Annotated in this window: 17 protein-coding genes and 3 pseudogenes; 10 read left to right on the forward strand and 10 right to left on the reverse strand. The window is 57.3% G+C overall.

Going from position 1 to position 17,681, the window contains the following annotated elements; translation table 11 throughout:
- Positions 1-4: 4 nt before the first annotated feature.
- The 3 genes from C449_RS13455 to C449_RS13465 form a co-directional block, all read right to left on the reverse strand.
- Positions 5-418 (reverse strand): hypothetical protein, encoded by a 414-nt coding sequence (locus C449_RS13455; protein ID WP_006078584.1) that lies wholly within the window; start codon positions 416-418, stop codon positions 5-7.
- Between the two features lie 515 nt (positions 419-933).
- The gene (locus C449_RS13460; RefSeq protein ID WP_006078585.1) at positions 934-1,239 is read right to left on the reverse strand and encodes a DUF3006 domain-containing protein; all 306 of its coding nucleotides are present in this window, start codon (positions 1,237-1,239) and stop codon (positions 934-936) included.
- A gap of 3 nt (positions 1,240-1,242) precedes the next feature.
- Positions 1,243-2,706 (reverse strand): lamin tail domain-containing protein, encoded by a 1,464-nt coding sequence (locus C449_RS13465; RefSeq protein ID WP_006078586.1) that lies wholly within the window; start codon positions 2,704-2,706, stop codon positions 1,243-1,245.
- Positions 2,707-3,213: 507 nt separating this feature from the next.
- Between C449_RS13465 and C449_RS13470 the strand changes: the two genes are divergently transcribed.
- From C449_RS13470 to C449_RS13480, 3 genes are all read left to right on the forward strand, one after another.
- Positions 3,214-3,945, forward strand: a complete 732-nt coding sequence (locus tag C449_RS13470) for a DUF4013 domain-containing protein (protein WP_005046661.1) — start codon at positions 3,214-3,216, stop codon at positions 3,943-3,945.
- Positions 3,946-4,575: 630 nt separating this feature from the next.
- The gene (locus C449_RS13475; protein WP_006078587.1) at positions 4,576-5,220 is read left to right on the forward strand and encodes a helix-turn-helix domain-containing protein; all 645 of its coding nucleotides are present in this window, start codon (positions 4,576-4,578) and stop codon (positions 5,218-5,220) included.
- A gap of 1,023 nt (positions 5,221-6,243) precedes the next feature.
- Positions 6,244-6,666 carry a hypothetical protein gene (locus tag C449_RS13480; protein ID WP_241430124.1) on the forward strand — a complete coding sequence of 141 codons (423 nt, stop codon included), beginning with the start codon at positions 6,244-6,246 and terminating at the stop codon, positions 6,664-6,666.
- 673 nt (positions 6,667-7,339) lie between these two features.
- On the opposite strand, the gene C449_RS13485 is transcribed toward C449_RS13480, so the two are convergent.
- Positions 7,340-8,581 carry a digeranylgeranylglycerophospholipid reductase gene (locus tag C449_RS13485; protein WP_006078589.1) on the reverse strand — a complete coding sequence of 414 codons (1,242 nt, stop codon included), beginning with the start codon at positions 8,579-8,581 and terminating at the stop codon, positions 7,340-7,342.
- Positions 8,582-8,761: 180 nt separating this feature from the next.
- Between C449_RS13485 and C449_RS18710 the strand changes: the two are divergent.
- Positions 8,762-8,931, forward strand: a pseudogene (locus C449_RS18710) (recombinase family protein); the annotation flags it as partial.
- Between the two features lie 302 nt (positions 8,932-9,233).
- Positions 9,234-9,455: pseudogene (locus C449_RS13495) on the forward strand (transposase); the annotation flags it as partial.
- A 165-nt stretch (positions 9,456-9,620) separates the two neighbouring features.
- On the opposite strand, the gene C449_RS13500 reads toward C449_RS13495, so the two are convergent.
- The 3 genes from C449_RS13500 to C449_RS13510 form a co-directional block, all read right to left on the reverse strand.
- Positions 9,621-10,367, reverse strand: coding sequence for an SDR family NAD(P)-dependent oxidoreductase (locus C449_RS13500; protein WP_006078592.1), 747 nt, complete (start codon positions 10,365-10,367; stop codon positions 9,621-9,623).
- Between the two features lie 93 nt (positions 10,368-10,460).
- Positions 10,461-11,378: an SRPBCC family protein gene (locus C449_RS17565; protein WP_006078594.1), complete on the reverse strand. Its 918-nt coding sequence runs from the start codon at positions 11,376-11,378 to the stop codon at positions 10,461-10,463.
- The gene (locus tag C449_RS13510; protein ID WP_006078595.1) at positions 11,375-11,719 is read right to left on the reverse strand and encodes an ArsR/SmtB family transcription factor; all 345 of its coding nucleotides are present in this window, start codon (positions 11,717-11,719) and stop codon (positions 11,375-11,377) included. Before C449_RS13510 ends, C449_RS17565 begins: the two co-directional genes overlap by 4 nt.
- 219 nt (positions 11,720-11,938) lie before the next feature.
- On the opposite strand from C449_RS13510, the pseudogene C449_RS13515 reads away from it, so the two are divergent.
- Positions 11,939-12,238 (forward strand): annotated as a pseudogene (locus C449_RS13515) (transposase); the annotation flags it as partial.
- A gap of 41 nt (positions 12,239-12,279) precedes the next feature.
- Here the strand turns inward: C449_RS13515 and C449_RS17570 are convergent.
- A complete protein-coding gene (locus tag C449_RS17570) occupies positions 12,280-12,459 on the reverse strand; it encodes a DUF4177 domain-containing protein (RefSeq protein WP_080504939.1) in 180 nt (59 codons plus the stop codon).
- Positions 12,460-12,612: 153 nt separating this feature from the next.
- Here C449_RS17570 and C449_RS13520 point away from each other — a divergent pair, with 153 nt between their 5' ends.
- Positions 12,613-12,981 carry an SHOCT domain-containing protein gene (locus tag C449_RS13520; RefSeq protein WP_080504940.1) on the forward strand — a complete coding sequence of 123 codons (369 nt, stop codon included), beginning with the start codon at positions 12,613-12,615 and terminating at the stop codon, positions 12,979-12,981.
- Positions 12,982-13,429: 448 nt separating this feature from the next.
- On the opposite strand, the gene C449_RS13525 is transcribed toward C449_RS13520, so the two are convergent.
- Complete coding sequence (locus tag C449_RS13525) at positions 13,430-14,155, reverse strand: AIM24 family protein (protein ID WP_006078598.1); 726 nt, start codon at positions 14,153-14,155, stop codon at positions 13,430-13,432.
- A gap of 306 nt (positions 14,156-14,461) precedes the next feature.
- Complete coding sequence (locus tag C449_RS13530; RefSeq protein ID WP_006078599.1) at positions 14,462-15,277, reverse strand: helix-turn-helix transcriptional regulator; 816 nt, start codon at positions 15,275-15,277, stop codon at positions 14,462-14,464.
- A 282-nt stretch (positions 15,278-15,559) separates the two neighbouring features.
- Here C449_RS13530 and C449_RS13535 point away from each other — a divergent pair, with 282 nt between their 5' ends.
- Genes C449_RS13535 through C449_RS13545 form a run of 3 tightly spaced genes read left to right on the forward strand, consistent with a single transcriptional unit; the run spans position 15,560 to position 17,555 of the window.
- On the forward strand, positions 15,560-15,994 hold the full coding sequence (locus tag C449_RS13535) for a DUF4870 domain-containing protein (protein WP_006078600.1): 435 nt from the start codon (positions 15,560-15,562) through the stop codon (positions 15,992-15,994).
- 42 nt (positions 15,995-16,036) lie between these two features.
- Positions 16,037-16,642, forward strand: coding sequence for a hypothetical protein (locus C449_RS13540; RefSeq protein WP_241430125.1), 606 nt, complete (start codon positions 16,037-16,039; stop codon positions 16,640-16,642).
- Between the two features lie 16 nt (positions 16,643-16,658).
- Entirely contained in the window at positions 16,659-17,555 is an 897-nt protein-coding gene (locus C449_RS13545; RefSeq protein WP_006078602.1) for a hypothetical protein, read from the forward strand.
- Positions 17,556-17,681 lie beyond the last annotated feature (126 nt).

Genomic DNA, 17,681 nt, shown 5'->3' on the forward strand with positions numbered 1-17,681 from the left:
CGCGCTATAGGTTGAACTCGATATCCGTGTCAGCAAGGTACGTCGCACCCTGCTCGACCGCCTGTTCGGCCGACGGTCGATCCTGCATCACGAACACGGTGTTGTTCCCTTGGCTCGTGTGGTACACCGAGTTCCGAAGGATATCCGCGTGGTCGGTGTACTTCCTTTTCACCACGCAGAACGTCTCGATATCGTCGGTTGCCACGCGAGTGACTTCATAGAAATACTCATCCAAGAACGACTCTACTCGATCCATCTCGTCGGTGGGCACTTCGAAGCGATACTGTTCACTGTCATACCACTCGCGCAACTCGTCGAAGACCTCCTCCTGGTCGAAGTACTGACTGAAGATGTACAAGCCGGCATCTTTGACTTTGAACGCGTTGATCTCTGTGGTGTCGGCGTCGAATGTAGGCATGAGTTGAACACTACTTTGATTCTGGGAGGTTTCGACGTCCTGTACTGGTTGAGCAGCGGTACTCACCCCGAGCACAAATCCTTTGCTAGCGATCACCACAGCTGCAGCAACAGACTTCTCTCTTGTTTCTCCGACGTGGCCATGCCAATTGGCAACAAGAACTAAGAAGTGGGAGCCTGTATAGAAGTGTGCAGGTGTGTTTGCCTGTGCTACGTGCGGTCAACACGGGGACACCGTGCGTAGGAGCATACGCGAACCACGGGCCGGGGGTCAAACCGACCGGCCCATTTTCCCAGCCAGACACTCGCTAGGGGATGGCTTCGGGAGCTTGCCGGCGCGCTCATCTGTGGCCCGCTAGCGAGCACAAATGGTGTCGTGACACATCGCGTTTCGAGTGACAATCCCACCGCTGGATGGTGGTTTTTCTAATGAATGCACTGCTTCACCGAGATCGACGTCCACAATTGATCTGACAACCACACTGTCCACAGAGATGGTGGACGGACGGGCTGTCTCTATCGCTCCGAATCAGTACCCGCTTCTGTCTCTGATTCGGAGGGGCGCTGCGAGAGGCGGTCGAATCGCGATTGCGCGCGCTCTGCGCGCTGGTCGGTCTCCTCAGCTTTGTAGGTCGCGTTCCGTACTTCCCCATCCACAACGCTCACGTACAGAACCGCGTCTTGGTGGCGACCACTCTCCGGCAGTTCTGGCTTTGGGAGAAGGATGTCGTCAACAGTTTCGCCATCGCGTTCGAGCAACAGCACGGCGAGGTCTTCTTCGAAGCGATCAACCACTGCCGTGTACTTGCCGTCGGATGGCATTGTTTAGTATTCCTCCTCGATGACGCGCTCGCCTTGGTCGTTTGTGACGATAATCGTATCGCCGCCATTGTTCCAGATTGCCGATCCGGAACCCCAGTAGAGATCAGTGTTGGTGTTGGTCCCCTCGCCGGTGTGCAAGGTAATCGTCTCACCAGCACCGAGAACGGTATTCGAAGGAATCGTATACTCGTGGTCGGCTGCGTCTGCGACGGTCCATCCTGAGAGATCAAGGCCCTCGCTCCCGGTGTTTTCGAAGACGATGTACTCGTCGTTGAGGTTGTCGCTCTCATCGCCCTCGGCGTCCGCGTGTACTTCGGTGATACCTAGCGATCCGGCGGTGCTGGATGTCTCAGTCCGTTCTCCACCGTCAGTTATGGTCGGTGTTGGCGTACTCTCGGTCTCCGAAGATGTTTGGGTCACTGTTGACGTTGGAGTCGGAGCCGGGGTTTGGGTTGACTCTGTTCCGACGGTGACCGTCGTGCGTTGTTCGACCGGGGTATCGGAGCCAGGTTCGACCGATTGTCCATCACGGAGCGAGCCAGGGTCGGTGGGTGCAGTCTGCTGGGTAGCAATGGAGACCGCTTCGCCATCGCTGCTCATGACGATGTTCCCGTGGGTGGCAGTCCAGTAGGCGGCGATATCGCGCTCTCCGAGCCGTTTGAGCGCTTCCTCAGCGGGATGTCCGTACTGTGAATCATACGCACTGGAGATGACCGTCACCTGTGGCTGCACAGCATCGAGGAACGGGCCAGTATTGCTGCCGGCGCTGCCGTGGTGCGCCGATTTGAGAACGATTGACTGGAGATCGCCACTGTATTCGTCGACGAGATAGCCTTCGCCGTCCTCCTCGACGTCACCGGGAAGCATGAAGCGCGTCTGACCGAGTGTGAGTTGGAGGACAACGCTGTTTTCGTTGCCCTGCTCGCTATCGAGGTACGGTTCGGGCGGAGCGAGGACCTTGGTGCTCACTCCCTCAAAGGGGATTGAATCACCGGCGCGGGTTTCGTAGAGTTGAACATCGTGTTCCTCGACAGCATCGAGATACTCTTGATAGGTCTGTGAACTGGAAGCAAGACCGGGATCGTACACCGCGCCGATGCCGTTGGCTTGGGTTTCGTAGTAGTCGATAACGGCTTCGTGGCCGCCGATGTGGTCGGCATCAGCGTGGCTGGTAACGAGGTAATCGATGCGGTCGATGCCGTGTTGGCGGAGATAGTCGAGGACGATTTCGCCGTCGTCTCGATAATCGCCAGTGTCGATGAGCATGGTTTCGTTGGTCGGCCCGATGATGAGGGTAGCGTCACCCTGTCCGACGTTGATATAATGGATATCGAGCGTCCCTTCGAGAGAGGTGTTCGATTGCGTGGCAGCAGCAGTTTGGGTGATGTCTTCGTTTGAGGATGCGGCCGTGGCAGTGGGTGTTTGCGTCCCGCTCTGTGTGGCTGCTGTGCCGGCTGTACGTTCCATCTGTGTAGAGCCAGCAGTCAGATCAGTGCCAGCGGTCGCCGCGGTTTGATTCCCGCCGGGAGTCCCAGCGCAACCAGCGAGTACGACGAGGCCGCCGAGGAGGAGTACAATAAGTGTGCGGCGATTCATGGTCGGTTCACACGGGTATCTGGACTTATCGCGGATATGTTGTTCTTAGAGTGTGGCGTAATAAACGGTTGGTGGAATATTATCGTTGGCAGATTGCGTTGTTTTGTCCCCAGTTGCGTCTATTTTCTGCTGTTCGCCGGCGACGTCAGAACGCTGAGTGTAGAGACCAATCGAATCGCTACCAACGGGCCGTCATAGAACAGTTGGCATAGGTTTCACGTATCGGCCGAGGGGCCCGCTATCGCTAGCTTTGAATAGCGACACTACTGGCTGCTTATCAGACACTGTTTTTCGCGCTGCTGGTGAGGTGTATGACGAGTTCTATGTTACTTTGTACCAAGGCTTATTACCGCTGACGCATAACTTCAATCGGTTCACATGGATGTAGACATCGAGACGCTGGCGCGGTATCCGATGGAATCGGACGACTGGATAGTCACGGTGCTGATTGGAGGATTCGCATTGTTGTTTTCGTTTCTCATCGTCCCGTGGTTCGTTGTGTCGGGGTACTTAGTCCGCGCGATCCGGTCAGGAATGGAGCATGCCGAGCACCCGCCCGTGTTCGATGAGTGGGGTGACTTACTGAAAGAGGGAGTTGTAGCGGGTATCATCGGATTCATCTATCAGCTCATCCCGCTAGTCGTGTTCGGCGTGTTCGTTGGTGGATCAGTTCTGGCCCTGCTCACGGGATCGGATGCAGGGGCCGGTCTCGGATTCCTCGGGTTCTTCGGAGGGTTGTTCCTCTGGTGGATTCTTGCCCTCGCGTTTGGGTATGTCGGCTTCGCAGGAGTTGCCAACTATGCGAGGAAAGGCACGTTCGGTGCGGGGTTCGATTTCGGCATTATCACTGATGTCGTGACTTCGCGAGAGTATTTGATCGCGTGGGCCTACGTCATCGGGCTGAATATCGTGGTGGGACTCATCGTGACCGTCCTCAATATCGTCCCTATCCTTGGGGGCATCGTGGGAGTGTTCGTTGGGTTTTACGCGCTTATCATTGCCGCGTGGCTGTGGGGAGACGGATTCGCGGCGGCAACCGATGGGCGACAAGTGCCTGAGAGTTCCCCACCAGAGGACCCCTCTGCCAGCTTCGGTCAATTCGAGTCGTAGTCGGGTGAAGACGTACTCATCATAGTGAGGATATCTGTGGTGAGTCCGGTGAGTCCGCAATATACGAAACCGATGGGAGTGAGTACGTATGCGCAAGGCTGAGGCCGATGAAGAACGCAAAGAGACGCGTCTTCAGAGACTCAAACCCCTTTGGTAGGCTGTGTGATCGGGGCGCTCGACTGAGGGGTCGGCGACCGAGTCAGCGTGCTGTTCGCGAGCGTTTTCACTGGTCGCGATACCGGGACGATTGGAATCTTCGCAGACCTGTTCAGTCCCGAATTGTCACTTCTGGAACTGTTCGCTTGTCGGAACGAGTGTCGGTTGCCCGTGTTCGTGGTCCGAGTCTGTGCCATGATCGGTCATTACATGTCGAGTACCACCGCCGCAAATAGCTTAACCGACTGTCAACAAATCATACGCAGTGTTGGGTGAACAGGCGTCGATCACCGGACGAACGATTCCCCCTCTCCAACGACCGTCCGCCTGCGTATTCCCGTTCCAGCTGCCGGTTTCGGCGGTCCGATGTGATCAGGCGATAGTTGGCGTGGGACTCAACGATCAGCCGATTGCTTGCCCGGGAGAGCGATCGCGAGTGATGACACGACAATGCTCTCAACGAAGTGATCAGTCATGAGTGTGATCGCTGTTGCCGACATCGGCCACCCGGACATGTCGTTGGATCCTACGATTCACGAGTGTCCCGACACAACGATTCGGGTTGTCCATCACTCTGGGACTGACCCCGAGACGGGGATTTTCTTCTACATCGTCGAGAACCCTGGCGAAGGATTCGAACAACAACTAGACGAGGATCATACGGTTGCGGAATGGGGGTTGGTGGCGGGCTTGGAGCCGACCCGTGTCTATCGGATACGCCACCCCCCGGAGACCAAGCTCATCTCGCCGAAGACGAGCGAACTCAGCGGACTGATGCGCAGGGCGATTACCAACGCCCGCGGGTGGACAGTCCGACTCCAATTTCCCGATCGGAACGCGCTCGCCGCACTCGCCGAGTACTGCGACACCGAGAACATCTCGTTCACCCTCCAGAAAATGTTCCGGCAGGACGAATGGGACGGCGGTGTACCCACGGGACTGACCGAAGCCCAGCGCGAAGCGCTGATGACAGCCTACGAGAACGGCTACTTCGAGGAGCCACGCGAGGCGCGTCTCGACGACATCGCGGACGAGCTTGGCCTCTCGCCGACCGCCATCGGCGGCCGCATCCGTCGTGGGACGGCAAAGCTCGTCGAGACGACACTTTTCGACGACTAACCTGAGCTGCGTGAATGGCGTACAGCCACCGTTCGATCACAGTCCATTGTTGTCATCGTCGAGCGAGGATCGATCGGTTTCGATCTGTACTATTCAATGTCGAGTCGGCTGAATTTCGAGTCGGGATGCAGCTGACAGCGGAGGAGTTCGAAAAACCTCCCGCGAAACGGGTGTTCAATCGCCCGAGAAGAACACTGTTACCCCCATCATTGTGCAAAATGTCCGGCGATCATCGCGCATCGTCCTGGCGACTCAGCAAGCGTGTAAACGGACTCTCGCGGCGAGCGCGCCCGGAACAATGGGTTTCGGTGGCAGGATATTGGTAACGGCCTCGGTCGCTATCCGTGGACAGAGCCCGCCAGCAACGCCGCACGCACTCGCGATCGCGATCCATCGGGGAGAGTAAGTTGAGGGTGAGCAATCCCAACCATACCAGAGTCTCCCCAAGTGTGCACTTCGAACGCACAACCGTAGCCCTTTCGTTAACTATCACTTCACGCTCATATTGCTCAAGGTCTGATTCTCGACGTCAACATGGTTCGTGCTCAATATCGCAGTCAACTTCGACGTCATAACCCCGTAGTCGACGGCACGCTCTAGCGATGGGGCATCTGGTGGATGAACTCGGTACTTGGTTCGGTACCTCCGACTCGCGTGTTCTTCCAGAGATATCGACGACAAAATCGCGATCGGCCTACACATCAATGGACATGGGTATTGACCCCCATCCCAACGACTGGGACGACGGAATACAAGTCACCACGAGATAAATCGCGGGTCTTGGAACGCCAATCGACGTCGGTCAATAAGAGGCGGTATCTCGCCCGCCAGTAGCCACGCTTTCAGTTACGGAGAGTGCTCCGGCGTGATTGTCATCAAAGTCCCATGCCACATTTCAACACATTTCACGGTCGAATTTCGGACTCAGAAGCGTGAAACGATCTGGAATCGTCCGAAAAGGTTCGGAACAGCTACCTGGAGTTAAGAACGTGCCCCGACTCTTGACAGGCCGAAGACACCGTGATGTCAAAACTATCCGATCGATTGGAAGGCGTTCAGACGAAGCGCATCGCCATGGTTGGCCTCGTGGCCGTCATGCTCGTGGTTGCTGGATGTAGTGGAGGCGGGGGTGGCAACAACACCAGCGGTGATGGAGCCACTGCTGCTGCCGGTGAAGATACCACCGCTGCTGAAGAGGAAGCCACCGCGGCCGAGGAAGAAGAGACGACTGCTGCTGAGGAAGAGGAAACCACCGCCGCTGAGGAAGAGGAGGAGACCACTGCTGGTGAAGAGACGACAGCTGGCGAAGAGGAAGCCACCGCTGGCGAGGAAGAAACGACTGCTGCTGGCGAAGAAACCATGATGGAAAACGGGACCTCGATGGAAAACGAGACCATGATGGGGAACGGAACCTCGATGGAGACTGAGACTACAGCAAGCAGCTAACACTCCCTCTGTAGGGACCAGAGGCTGAATTACCGAAGATTTTTCGAGAACGTCCCTAACATCTTTCCGTCTTCACGCCAATGAGTGACATGGGGGCGCGCTACAACCCGGGTGCTTGTCATGGATCGTTCGCGCTCCATACCGCCATCATCACCGTTCCCGAATATTTCGATTTCATCCGTCACGAGATACTTTCATCTGGTAGATCAAGCCTGGTAGCAGATCACGAGTACTGCCAAGACGATACTCCAATGCGTTCACGGAATGGCTGATTTCTCCTGTTGGATCGTTCCCGAAAATCACGAGGAGCGCGAGAAACTGGTCCTCATGATTCAGATCCCGCGCTCAGCAAGACTTTTTCGAGAAAGGGTATAGTCGTATCGGGTGACCCCTTGGTAGCTGAAGACAAGCAGGTCGTTTTCTCATACATAATAAGCGTTGGAATCAATTGACGCCCTAAATTTTCACACAGGACTATGCATGACGAATCGACCTAGCCGAGTTCAGAGATGTGGGATATCCGAGGGCATACCCTACGCGAGAGTGGAGATGACAATCGACAGTACAGAGCGGGAGGGGCGAGTTCATTAAACGGCAAACATCCACCGTTCACCGAATATGCCTGTAGGTAGCTCCGAAGACCGGTCTACGATGCTTTGAGGATCCGTTTCGGTTACGCGAGTCGCTCCGCAACCCGATCGCGCAGGAACTGCCCGAATAGTGGGGCGTCGTCGAGGTGGATCAATCGCGCGATCGCAAGCGGACTACCCTCATTTGCGTCCGCCAGCGTCCCTATCCCGAGGTCGTTCATGTCGCCCAGCAGCCGATCGTAGCGCTCGTTCGAGGCCAGATACAGGAGCCGCGTCATCAAGAGCCGGCGCTCGGCCTTGGGTGCGACGTCGCGGTGCCAGAGGGTGTCGTAGACCGACATGTTCGAATCCGAGGTGTCCCGTCGTTCGGACATCAGACACCGGTCGGCGGTGATCGCGGCCGCGCGGCCCGACTTCATACAGGTGTCGATCCCCTCGCCCCATAGCGGATCCACCGTCGGCACGGTGTCGCCGATCGCCATGAATCCCGGCGCATGGAGCCGATCGGGGGTCTGGATGTGCGCGGAGCCGCGGTGTTGGCCGCCCTCGTGACGCTTCGCGTTCGTCAGCCGCGGGTCGGTGTCAAGCCAGTGGTCGAGGTAGCCGTCAATGCTCCGGTCTCTCGTTTGGTGGTTCCGGTAGCGCTCGTTCTGGATGAAACACAGGCCGACCTTCGCGGTGTCCGCGCCGGTGTGAAAGATCCACGAGTAGCCGCCCGGTGCGAGATCGTGATCCAGCCGGAGCATCATGGCGTCCGTGAGGTCGGCGTAGCCATCGTGTTCGACCCTTATCCCATCCATCTCCCACTCGACGCCGATCGCCTGGTTCTTCCGTTCGAGGTCGCTCACATCGAGGGCCTTCGCCAGGGGCGCTGCCGGTCCGGTCGCGTCGATCACGATGTCGGCATAGACCTCCTGATCGCCGTTGTAGCGCACCCCGACCGCGTGGCCGTTCTCGGTGATCGGGGCGGTCGCACGTGCGTTGAAGCGATATTCCGCGCCTGCCTCGCGCCCGTCCTCGACGAGGAACTGCTTGAAATCCGCGAAGTCCATTACCGCACCCGGTTGGACTCTAGTAAAGTGATCGTTCGGAGATTCGAGCACGATCTTCTCAGTGTAGTTCATCACCACGTCGTCGGGCAAGCCGAACGCTCCCATCATCGAGGCGAAGGTCCCGGCGGTGGACTTGTTGCTCTGTCGAGGAAACTCCGCCTCGTTCTCGGTTTCGAGGACGAGCACGTCGTAGCCACGTCTGGCAACGTCGCGCGCACACTGAGCTCCGGCCGGACCGGCACCGGCGATCACTACCTCGTGTCGATCAAGCATAATTTCTTCCTTCGCGTGGAATATCGTCACAGTGCACCACCGGTACTGCGAACACCGCGAACCGGTTCGCGTATGCCATCGTCGGTCCGCCGCGGATCACTTCACGGAATCCACTCCCGTCGTCGCCTGTGGTCACGGTCGGATCGAACCAACAGAGGGAAAGTAAAAATACGTGGCGCCTCCGCAATCCAGATCATCCTCGCACGAGCCGAGGCGAACTACGACATCCCGTTCGACAACGATCAGTGGCGGCTCGAACGCGCGAAGGTCGACGTTGACGGAAGGAACTCCCGCCGTTCGATGCCCAGAGCGGACACCCACCCGTACCGACGAGAGGGCCAGAACAGTAGCTGTTTGCTGGAAAAAGCGTTCGGAGCCAGCGATGCGCTTGATCGAACCGACGTGACGATAATCCGGTAACAAGACGACCGTCATACCCGACAGAAACCGATGGTTCAACACTCACCACACTTCGGTACCCGTGTGTCAGCAGCAAGCCCTCCGCCACAGTGTTCTCTGTCGGACGACTTGTGGGGACGATTAGATACACGATATGGGGACGAAGCCAACGCCAGAGTCGGACTCAGCCGACACAGAACCACGTATCGACGCGAAATCACTGGCCACAACCCCGCTGCACGACACTGCGGAGATGGTTGCAGCGGCACTCGTCGCCGACGCCACTGGCCATCACGGCCGGTCCAGGTTTTTCGAGGACGAATCTGACGGGAGTGGTGATGTTCTCGACGGATTCGTTGCGGATGTCACGACCATCGCACAGTCACAGTGCGAGCGGTGGGAGAGCTACGCCGACATAAAAACGCTGATCTGTCATCTTTCGATCGATCATCTTACGTTCGTCGCACACGATTCGTGAGCGGCGGCACTATTCAGCAGACATTCATTTCACAGCCTGTCCAGACGATTCCGAGATATTAACCTGGGATTGATTAGCGGCTGTTTATCACATTGCACGGATGTCAGAACTGAATGCCTGATCCGTGCATTGACGAGCTACCTAGCCGACATCAGCTAACATCTACTCCATGATCGCGCCACAGGAGATGTTGACTTCCGTGGCGGTGATGGTGCGGGCTCGGTCCGAGGCCACAAAGGCTGCGACGTTGCCCACGTCGGTCAACGTCTCTGTGCGGTTCAGTAAGGCCGCCTCCTCTGTCGCTGCGATAATCTCGTCACGGTAGTCGACATCCCCAGGGATCGATTCGAGTACACCCCCCGTTTTCAGGGTGACGACACGGATGCTATGCTCCCCAAGTTCGACGGCCCACTGCCGTCGAAGTCCCTCGATAGCGTCGAGAGCGACTTTGAAGCCCCCGAGCCCAGGTTGTGTCTGGGGACCACCACCGCCGAACGTTAGGATCACCCCAGATTCATGCTTGATCATGTGCCGAGCTGCCGCCCTCGTCGTCAGGAACTGCGTCCGCATCGCGGTAGTGATCGGCTGGGTGAAGTCTTCGCTTGAAATCCCTGACAGCGGCTCCTGGACATCACCGATTCCGATGAGGTTGAACGAAATGTCGATGCGCCCGGTCTCCTCGACCACCGCATCGACGAACTCGTCGACGGCTTGCTCGTCAAGAGCATCGACGACTGCGGTGTCCGCCTTGCCCCCGTCCGAGCGAATGTCCTCGGCAATCTTGTCGAGTGTCATTTCAGTGCGCCCGGCGAGGAAGATTCTGGCCCCCTCACGGGCGAAGACGCGGGCGACAGCACCACCGATCGATCCGCCTGCGCCGTAGATCGCCGCGACCTTGCCATCCAGCATCACGTCAATTTCCACCTCCGAGGCCCGGAACAGTCCTGCGACATTTCGATCGGTAGTCGGATCGTCAACCTCGTTGCATCGGTTTCGATCATGCTATGCCTCCTCGATTACATCCGCGAGATTTTCGAGGGACTCGTTCCACCCTTCGTTGGCGTCGCTCGGGGGAATGGCCTCCGGGATGCCCTCCTGTCGGACGGTGATCTCGGTTCCATCTGGTACCTCCTCGAAGGTGGCTGTCACGGTCATCTCGCCGGCCATGCTCGGCTCATCGGTTTCGAACGATTCAGTGTAGACGATCTGCTCGCCCGGTGAGAGTTCCTTGTAGGTGCCCCCGAAAGAGTGGCCGTAGTCCGCGAACTCCTCGGTTTTGCCCGTGAACGTGGCGCGGAACGTTCCGCCCTCCTCGGGCTCCAGGTGGTGGACCTCGGCGCTGAAGCCGGTCGGTGGCAACCATTGGGCGAGTTCGTCGGGATCGAGGAACGCCTCGTAGACGCGTTCGGGTGAGGCTTTGATGACTCGGCTCGTTGTCATACTTCGCTCCTCGGTCTCGATGGGATCTGCGTCTGATTCCTGGAGTAGTTCCGCCAGGGTTTCGAGCATGCCTGCCCAGCCTTCGGCGGCACCGTCGGGAACCTGCCCAGGGAACTCCTGGGTAACGACGACTTCCGTGCCATCCCGAACATCTTGGAACTCGTAGATGACACGAAGCTCTCCCACTTCGGTCTCCTCACCCGTAACGAGGCGTTCGTGCTCGACCACCTCGACGTAGGTTCCCTCGTTGTTGACACGATTCTCCCCGTCAGTCCAGGTGATGAACATGTCGCCACCGGATTCGACTTCGTTGGCGCGAACCTCCGCTGTCATGCCGTCGGGCACGAACCACTGGACCAGTTCGTCAGGGTCAGTGAACGCCTGCCACACGCGTTCGCGTGGGGCGTCGAACGTCCGGCGGAGGGTGAGGGTCGTGTCCGTCGTTTCGATCTCGGTCTCGTCGATCGTGTCGGGTGTCATTGGTCTTCGTCCTCGTTCTCCAGATGGTCGGCCAGCGCGTCGAAACGGTCCTCCCAGAGCACGCGGTAGCGGGTCAGCCAGCCGAACGCCTCGCTCAGTGGCGCGGCGTTCAGGTGACTGCGGCGAACGCGGCCATCCTGCTCGACTTCGAGTAGGTTCGCGTCCTCCAGCACGCGCAGGTGCTTCGAGACCGCTGCCAGCGAAACGTCATGGGGTTCGGACAACTCGCTGACGCTCTTTGGACCGTCGGCTAACTCTTCCAGGGTGGCCCGGCGGATCGGGTGGGCCAGCGCGTGGAAGATAGCGTCGAGGTCAAGATCGTCCGACTGTCGTTCAACCATCCAGTTAAGCATATACTGACTCGTATATTAAACCTATCGGTTAAATAAATCGTCGTCTCGATCCAGTTGACAGCCGCGTTTCACCTCCGACCAGAACGCATCGTCTTGGCGACTCAGCAAGCGTGTGAGTAGACTCTCACGGCGAGCGCGCCCGGAACAATGGTTTCGGTGGAAGGGTGTTGGTAACGAACGCCTCGGTCGCTATCCGTGGACAGAGCCCGCCAGCAGGAGTCACTGACTGTCTATACCGACGGGTTTCGGGCGTACGATCCGCTTGAGAAAGACGCTGCCTTCGATCGCGAGTGCGTCACCCACGGAGACAGTGAGTACATTGACGGAGAGGTCCGCGTCAACACCTGCGAGTGTCACGGGTCGCTGCTGCGCCCGTGGCTCTCGCCCCATCGAGGGATCTCAAAAGACAAGCTCACTCAGTATCTTCGCGCGTTTCAGCTCCGCAGAGAGGTATCCGATCAACCCGGTCGAAAAGCGCTCAAGCACGCTGTTCGAGCCGCTTTCTGAAATCAACAATGTGCTACACATGAGCGATAGTAGAAACTCACTCAGCGTTCGCGTTTGAGAATGAGCTTTGAAGGTCCACCAGACCAGTCGAACGCTGTCTCATCAAGTTCCCACCCATTTTGAGCTGCTTGGTTGAGCCGTTGTGCTGTTTTCTCTTTGTCAAGACTCCAGAAGAATGTCTTTGCCGCCGAGATCACTTTGTATTCATATTGTTTGGTCATGAGGTTCGATGTATAGAAGACATTCTGTGATTTAAACCTATCTCATAATAGTCCTGACAACAATCACGCCCCGTATTACAGGGTGTAATGAAGGGAGCAGCTCATTGCAGGAGAGGGGTGAGAAGTTATATTCGGTCATCTATAGTATCGTGGATGAAGAGTCCATCTGAACTTTCATGGGGTGAGATGCTGGCCATTTTCGTGCTCCTCACCCTCGGTGCTGGCTTCGTCGCAATGGTCGCAGGAATGCCGTACTTCTGGCTCATTTGGGTACTCGGTTTCGCGGTTGTCTTACCTATCCTCGGTATTCTGTTCCCTGAAGACGAAGCCGACAGCGAACTGGTAGAGGATGAGCGGGATCCAGATGTGTCAACAGACCCACTGACTAACCTCCGCGACCAGTACGTCCGCGGCGACCTCACTGACGAGGAGTTCGAGCGCAAGCTCGACCGGCTGCTCGAGACTGAATCGCCCGAAAATGTCGCCGAGTGGCGTGAACTGGCTAAAGAGAACGCCAGATAACACCCTCTCTATGTTCTGATTAGCGAGTGATTGGTCACCTGAACAGAGCACATTTAACGACCCGATGTGCAAGATACGTGCTCTATTGAAAATGGACGATGGCGTAGGGATTTGATGGTTTAGGCGATCACTCTCTAATACAATCCATGCCTTCGTTGACTGGAATATATACGATCGAATTGGATCGGGTCGATAACTGCCAAACCAGACGGGATACTCACGATTCTTCCTGACTCAAATGCGTGACGTTTCAGTTCAAAATCAGTGGATCCTGCCGCCGTACCGCATTTTCAATAGAGCACTCGATTCTGTCCTCCAACTGGTCGATAGCGGGTTCACTCAGCAGAGGTGTCCCGATCCATGAGTGACTATTCCCGATGTATAGAGTGTGAGTCGTTTCGTCCGTTTTCACGAACGGCGACGAATCACAGTCTCCAAGCTATCGAACTCACAGGAAATCGCTGACGCTGACTCCCTCGCCGGTACTAGCACTCTCGCCGCTCCCGCCACTCTGGTCAGGATTGACCTCCTCGTAGGGTTGGACGATCACGAATCCATCCTGACCAGCGAATTCGAGTTGGAAGGTCTCACCCGACGAACGTCCGAGAAAACTCTTGATATTGAGATCGTGCTTCGCGTTGGGTGAAACGTTGGCGCTCCAGGCGACAGTGGCGTTGGGGTCGGTCCGAACCGGCGTCGGGACCACAAGTGGCTCACCGTGAGTCGTGATGGCGATGTGGCCCGGCCCGCTGAGGAAGACGTTGAACAGTCCCCCAGAAGAGGTACCTGCGATGGAACTCATCATCTTGATGTCCCATCCCACACTGTCCTCGAACGCGAGGATATCGTTCCCATTGACACTGATTTCGTCGCCGGCGTCGAGTTCGAGAATTTGGACCTCCTTGCCCGCATCGGCCAGATAGAGATGGCCGGTACCCGAGGCGCGCATCATCACGCCTCCTTCGCCGGTCACGCGCTTTTTGAGCATGCCTTTCAACCCGCCGCCGGCCGACTTACGCTCAAAGGCAATATCACCGGTATAGCCAATCATCGAGCCTGCTTTGCTCATAATGTGCCCGTCGAGCGAGATATCGAGCATTTTCGAGCTTTCGAGTTCGAACGTTTTACCGGTCTCCTGTGGTTCGTGCGACTCCACGAATTCGTCGAGATTCATTGGTGTGATTTCCCGAGCCACCCGGGGCAGCTCTATTAACAGAGATCATCTCTGCATAGATGTATTCACCGGATGAGATAATTTCACCAACTGAGACGATTCTACTCAATGAGCAGCGTGGCATAGGATGATTTGCATGGTATTCGGTCATGGTCCGAGTAGCCTGCTATCGCTGGTTCCAATAACGCCAATATTGTTCTCGTGTTAGACACTAATTCTCGGCCTGCCATTGACGTGGGTGACGATTTCTATGACACGCTCAATGAATGTAGTTTGGTATCACTCAACTATCTTCAACCTGATGATTTAGTTGCTATCGACATTGAGTATTTGATTAGATGATAAGTCGAAAAGTTCCGCGTGGTCCGTGAACGGGGTCGCCTCGTCGCGGTAGGTCGTATAAACTGCTTCGGCCCACTCATGCGCGGCGGGTGCATCGGTATCGGCGTATGTCCGTAACAACCCGGTGTCCTCGTCGTAGATGCCAACTCCAATTCGGTTGTCACAGAGGGTTAGCCCGAACGGCAGATCATCGTGAACCCGAAGCGTGAGGTTTCCACTTTCGAACGCTGTCTTTGCCCGCTCGGGGTTCGACGTCAAAATATTCTCGATGACTGCTGGCGGAAAGACGGCCTCGGTCTCCATACCATCAACGATGCGTTGGTAGATATCGTCCATATGCAGCGGGTTAATCGAGGCGGGATCAAGACCACGGAGGGAGTCGGTCTCACTCACTAGCGACATGAATCGATTCACCGGACGGTAGGGGTTGCCGGGTGCGGCGATTGTCACTGTCGCGTCAGCGAACGCTTTTAGGTCGATATCCACGCCGTGTGCGTTAGCAACTTCTAATACCGGTGCGAGCTGCCACGCTGTCTGAATGGAAGTGTCGAACGCGGCGATCTCCTCTGCACTCACCTCGCCCAACGGCGTAAGCACGAACTCACCCCCTGCCCGCTCGATGAGACCGTTCTCTAGAAGAAATCGAGTAAACCGATGAACGGTGGATTTCGAGACATCAAGATGCTGCTCTAACTCTCGTCGATCCATCATGCCCTCCTCCCGCAGCGCTTCGAGTACCGGGGCCCGCCTGATGAGTTCTATGAGCCGCTCGGTGTTCATCGTAGTGTAAACGCCTGCTTCGCTCGTAATAGATGTTTCTTCGAATGATAATTATTTAGACTATGTGAAAGATTGAGTAGTATCTATACTTAGAGATGATCTTCTCAAATGATGAAGGAAAGACGTGCCTTGCCAGAAAATCCGTTTCAGAGTCTGAGACAGCACCACTCTATGGGAAAATCTCAGCCAATGACTATAATCAACTATCGCACTTCTACATGGCTGAGGCGGACAACCCCGCCGCCGTTCGCGCGGGCGAATGGAACACAAGTGGAGAAACCAATGGCAAGCAGCACACAAGACATCGAACGAGAGCCCGCGGCACCGGCTGTGGAGAGCGAATCGGGACTAGACAGCAACGTTGCGGGGGCACTATCATACCTCTTCGGCATCGTTTCGGGACTGATCTTCTTCCTGATCGAGAAGGACGACCGATTCGTGCGGTGGCACGCCGCTCAGAGCATGGCGTTCAACGGGCTGCTCATTGTGACCTACATCGCCCTCACCTTCCTCGGGACGGTTGTATCGGTAGCGTCGTTCGGCGGGAGTTCGGGAATGTTCCTTGTCGGGAGTCTGTTCTCGCTGATCCTCGGGCTAGTCTGGCTCGTTGTTGCTGTCGGCGGGTTCGCCGCGTGGGTCTACCTGATGGTCAAGGCCTACCAGGGCGAGACACCCCGGCTTCCGGTAGCGGCGGGCATCGCCGACAAGTTGGTCTGAGAAGCGATGAACAACCACGAATCGGGTGGGGAGATGATAGATATGGCCGAACGGCCAGACAACGGCCGAGCGGGTCGGACCGTCGCCACGAGGGCGACACGCGCGAACGCCGCTCAACGTTCCGGCAACGGTCGGCCCGACAACAGCGGCGACGGGATCGACAGTGACGGCGGTGCGGACGAAGACGAATCGGACGGGCAACTGACGTTCAGGACGCACACCGACGACGAGTACGGCTACCGGGTTACCTATCCCGCAGACTGGACGGTTGAGCCGGAGGCGCCAGGTGGGGCATCGTTCGGTGCCCGGGTCGGCTCGGCGGGAGCGGTAGTCTACGTCGACGAGGACCTCAACCTCACGCTTGGGGAGTACGTCGCAGCTTTTGTCGACGACCTCGCAGCCGACGGACACGTTCAAGCGCTTGAGGCACTCGACCGGCGGGATATCGCGCTCGAAAGCGGTGAAACCGGCCGGGCGGTCGAATACGCCTATCGGAACGGGATGTGTGACGAGTATTGGCAACTCGCGTATCTCTTCGTTCTCGACGGCACGACCGGCTACACCCTCGGGGTGGACTGGAACGACGACGACCGGCTCGAAGCGGTCGCCGCGCAAATCATCGAGTCGTTCGCCCTCAAAGGGACCTAACTACGGACAGACGACAATGCAACACGACAAACCGAACGGACAGGGGATCGGCGGACGAACACGCCTGAACGCACGGGTGCTTATGACGTTAGGACTAGCTCTCGCGGTTGTCCTTGCGGGCTGTGCCGGTATTAGCGGCCTCGGTGGCGACAGCGGGAACGACAGTGCGAGCGACGGCGTCGCCGAGGCCGACACTCCGAGTGGGGATGGAGCTGGCGACGACGGCGCAAATGACGACGTGGCCACTACAGTCAATAGTGACGATAGTGAGGCTGGCGATGGAGACAACCAATCGTCCGATGATGTCACGGTCAATGATAGCACCGCCGACGACACCACCTCCAGTAATGGCGGTGCGGACAGTTCTTCGGTCAGCAGTGCGCTCGATAGTGAAGAGGAGTGGTTCAACCTCTCGAAGCCGGGTCGGTATGTCTTCGAGATTGAATCAGCCGAGGAGGGCACCGGGAGCATGAGTTTTGAGACCACTGAGGTCTCAAACGGACAGGCGACGGTGAGCTTCCAGTACGACCTTGGCGAGGAATCCTTCGAGTCAACCGTTACCGGACCAGTCGGTGAGGTCGAACCACAGATTGCCACCTCACCCGCCTACGCGTACCTCACTGCGATCCGACTCGGAGGGGTGACTGCCGGGATGCTCAGCGGCGGCGAAGACCTCCAAGTCGGTAACGAGTTCTCTCAGCAATCGGCTGAGGGATCGATGCACATCGAGGTCACCGGAACCGACTCGTATGCGGGCGTTGAGTGCTACGTCATCGAGTCACGGGTGAACGAGACGCTCACCCAGGAAACCTGCACCCAGCAGGCGTTCAGCAGCGCACCCTACGTCGCCTTCTACGACGAGAACGGCAACCTCGAACAGCGGATCGAACTTGTCGAGTACGAGCGAGAGTAACGTCTGGTGGCACTGTGTCAGTGCCATTCGCGCTGTTTCCCACAAACCTGTCCCGTTTCGAGTTGATAAGGATACCGAGCGAGCAAGGTGCGGAAGACGACAAGAACCGGCGGCCGTTGCGCCGAC

The sequence above is a fragment of the Halococcus saccharolyticus DSM 5350 genome (genome assembly GCF_000336915.1).
GTDB lineage: Archaea > Halobacteriota > Halobacteria > Halobacteriales > Halococcaceae > Halococcus > Halococcus saccharolyticus.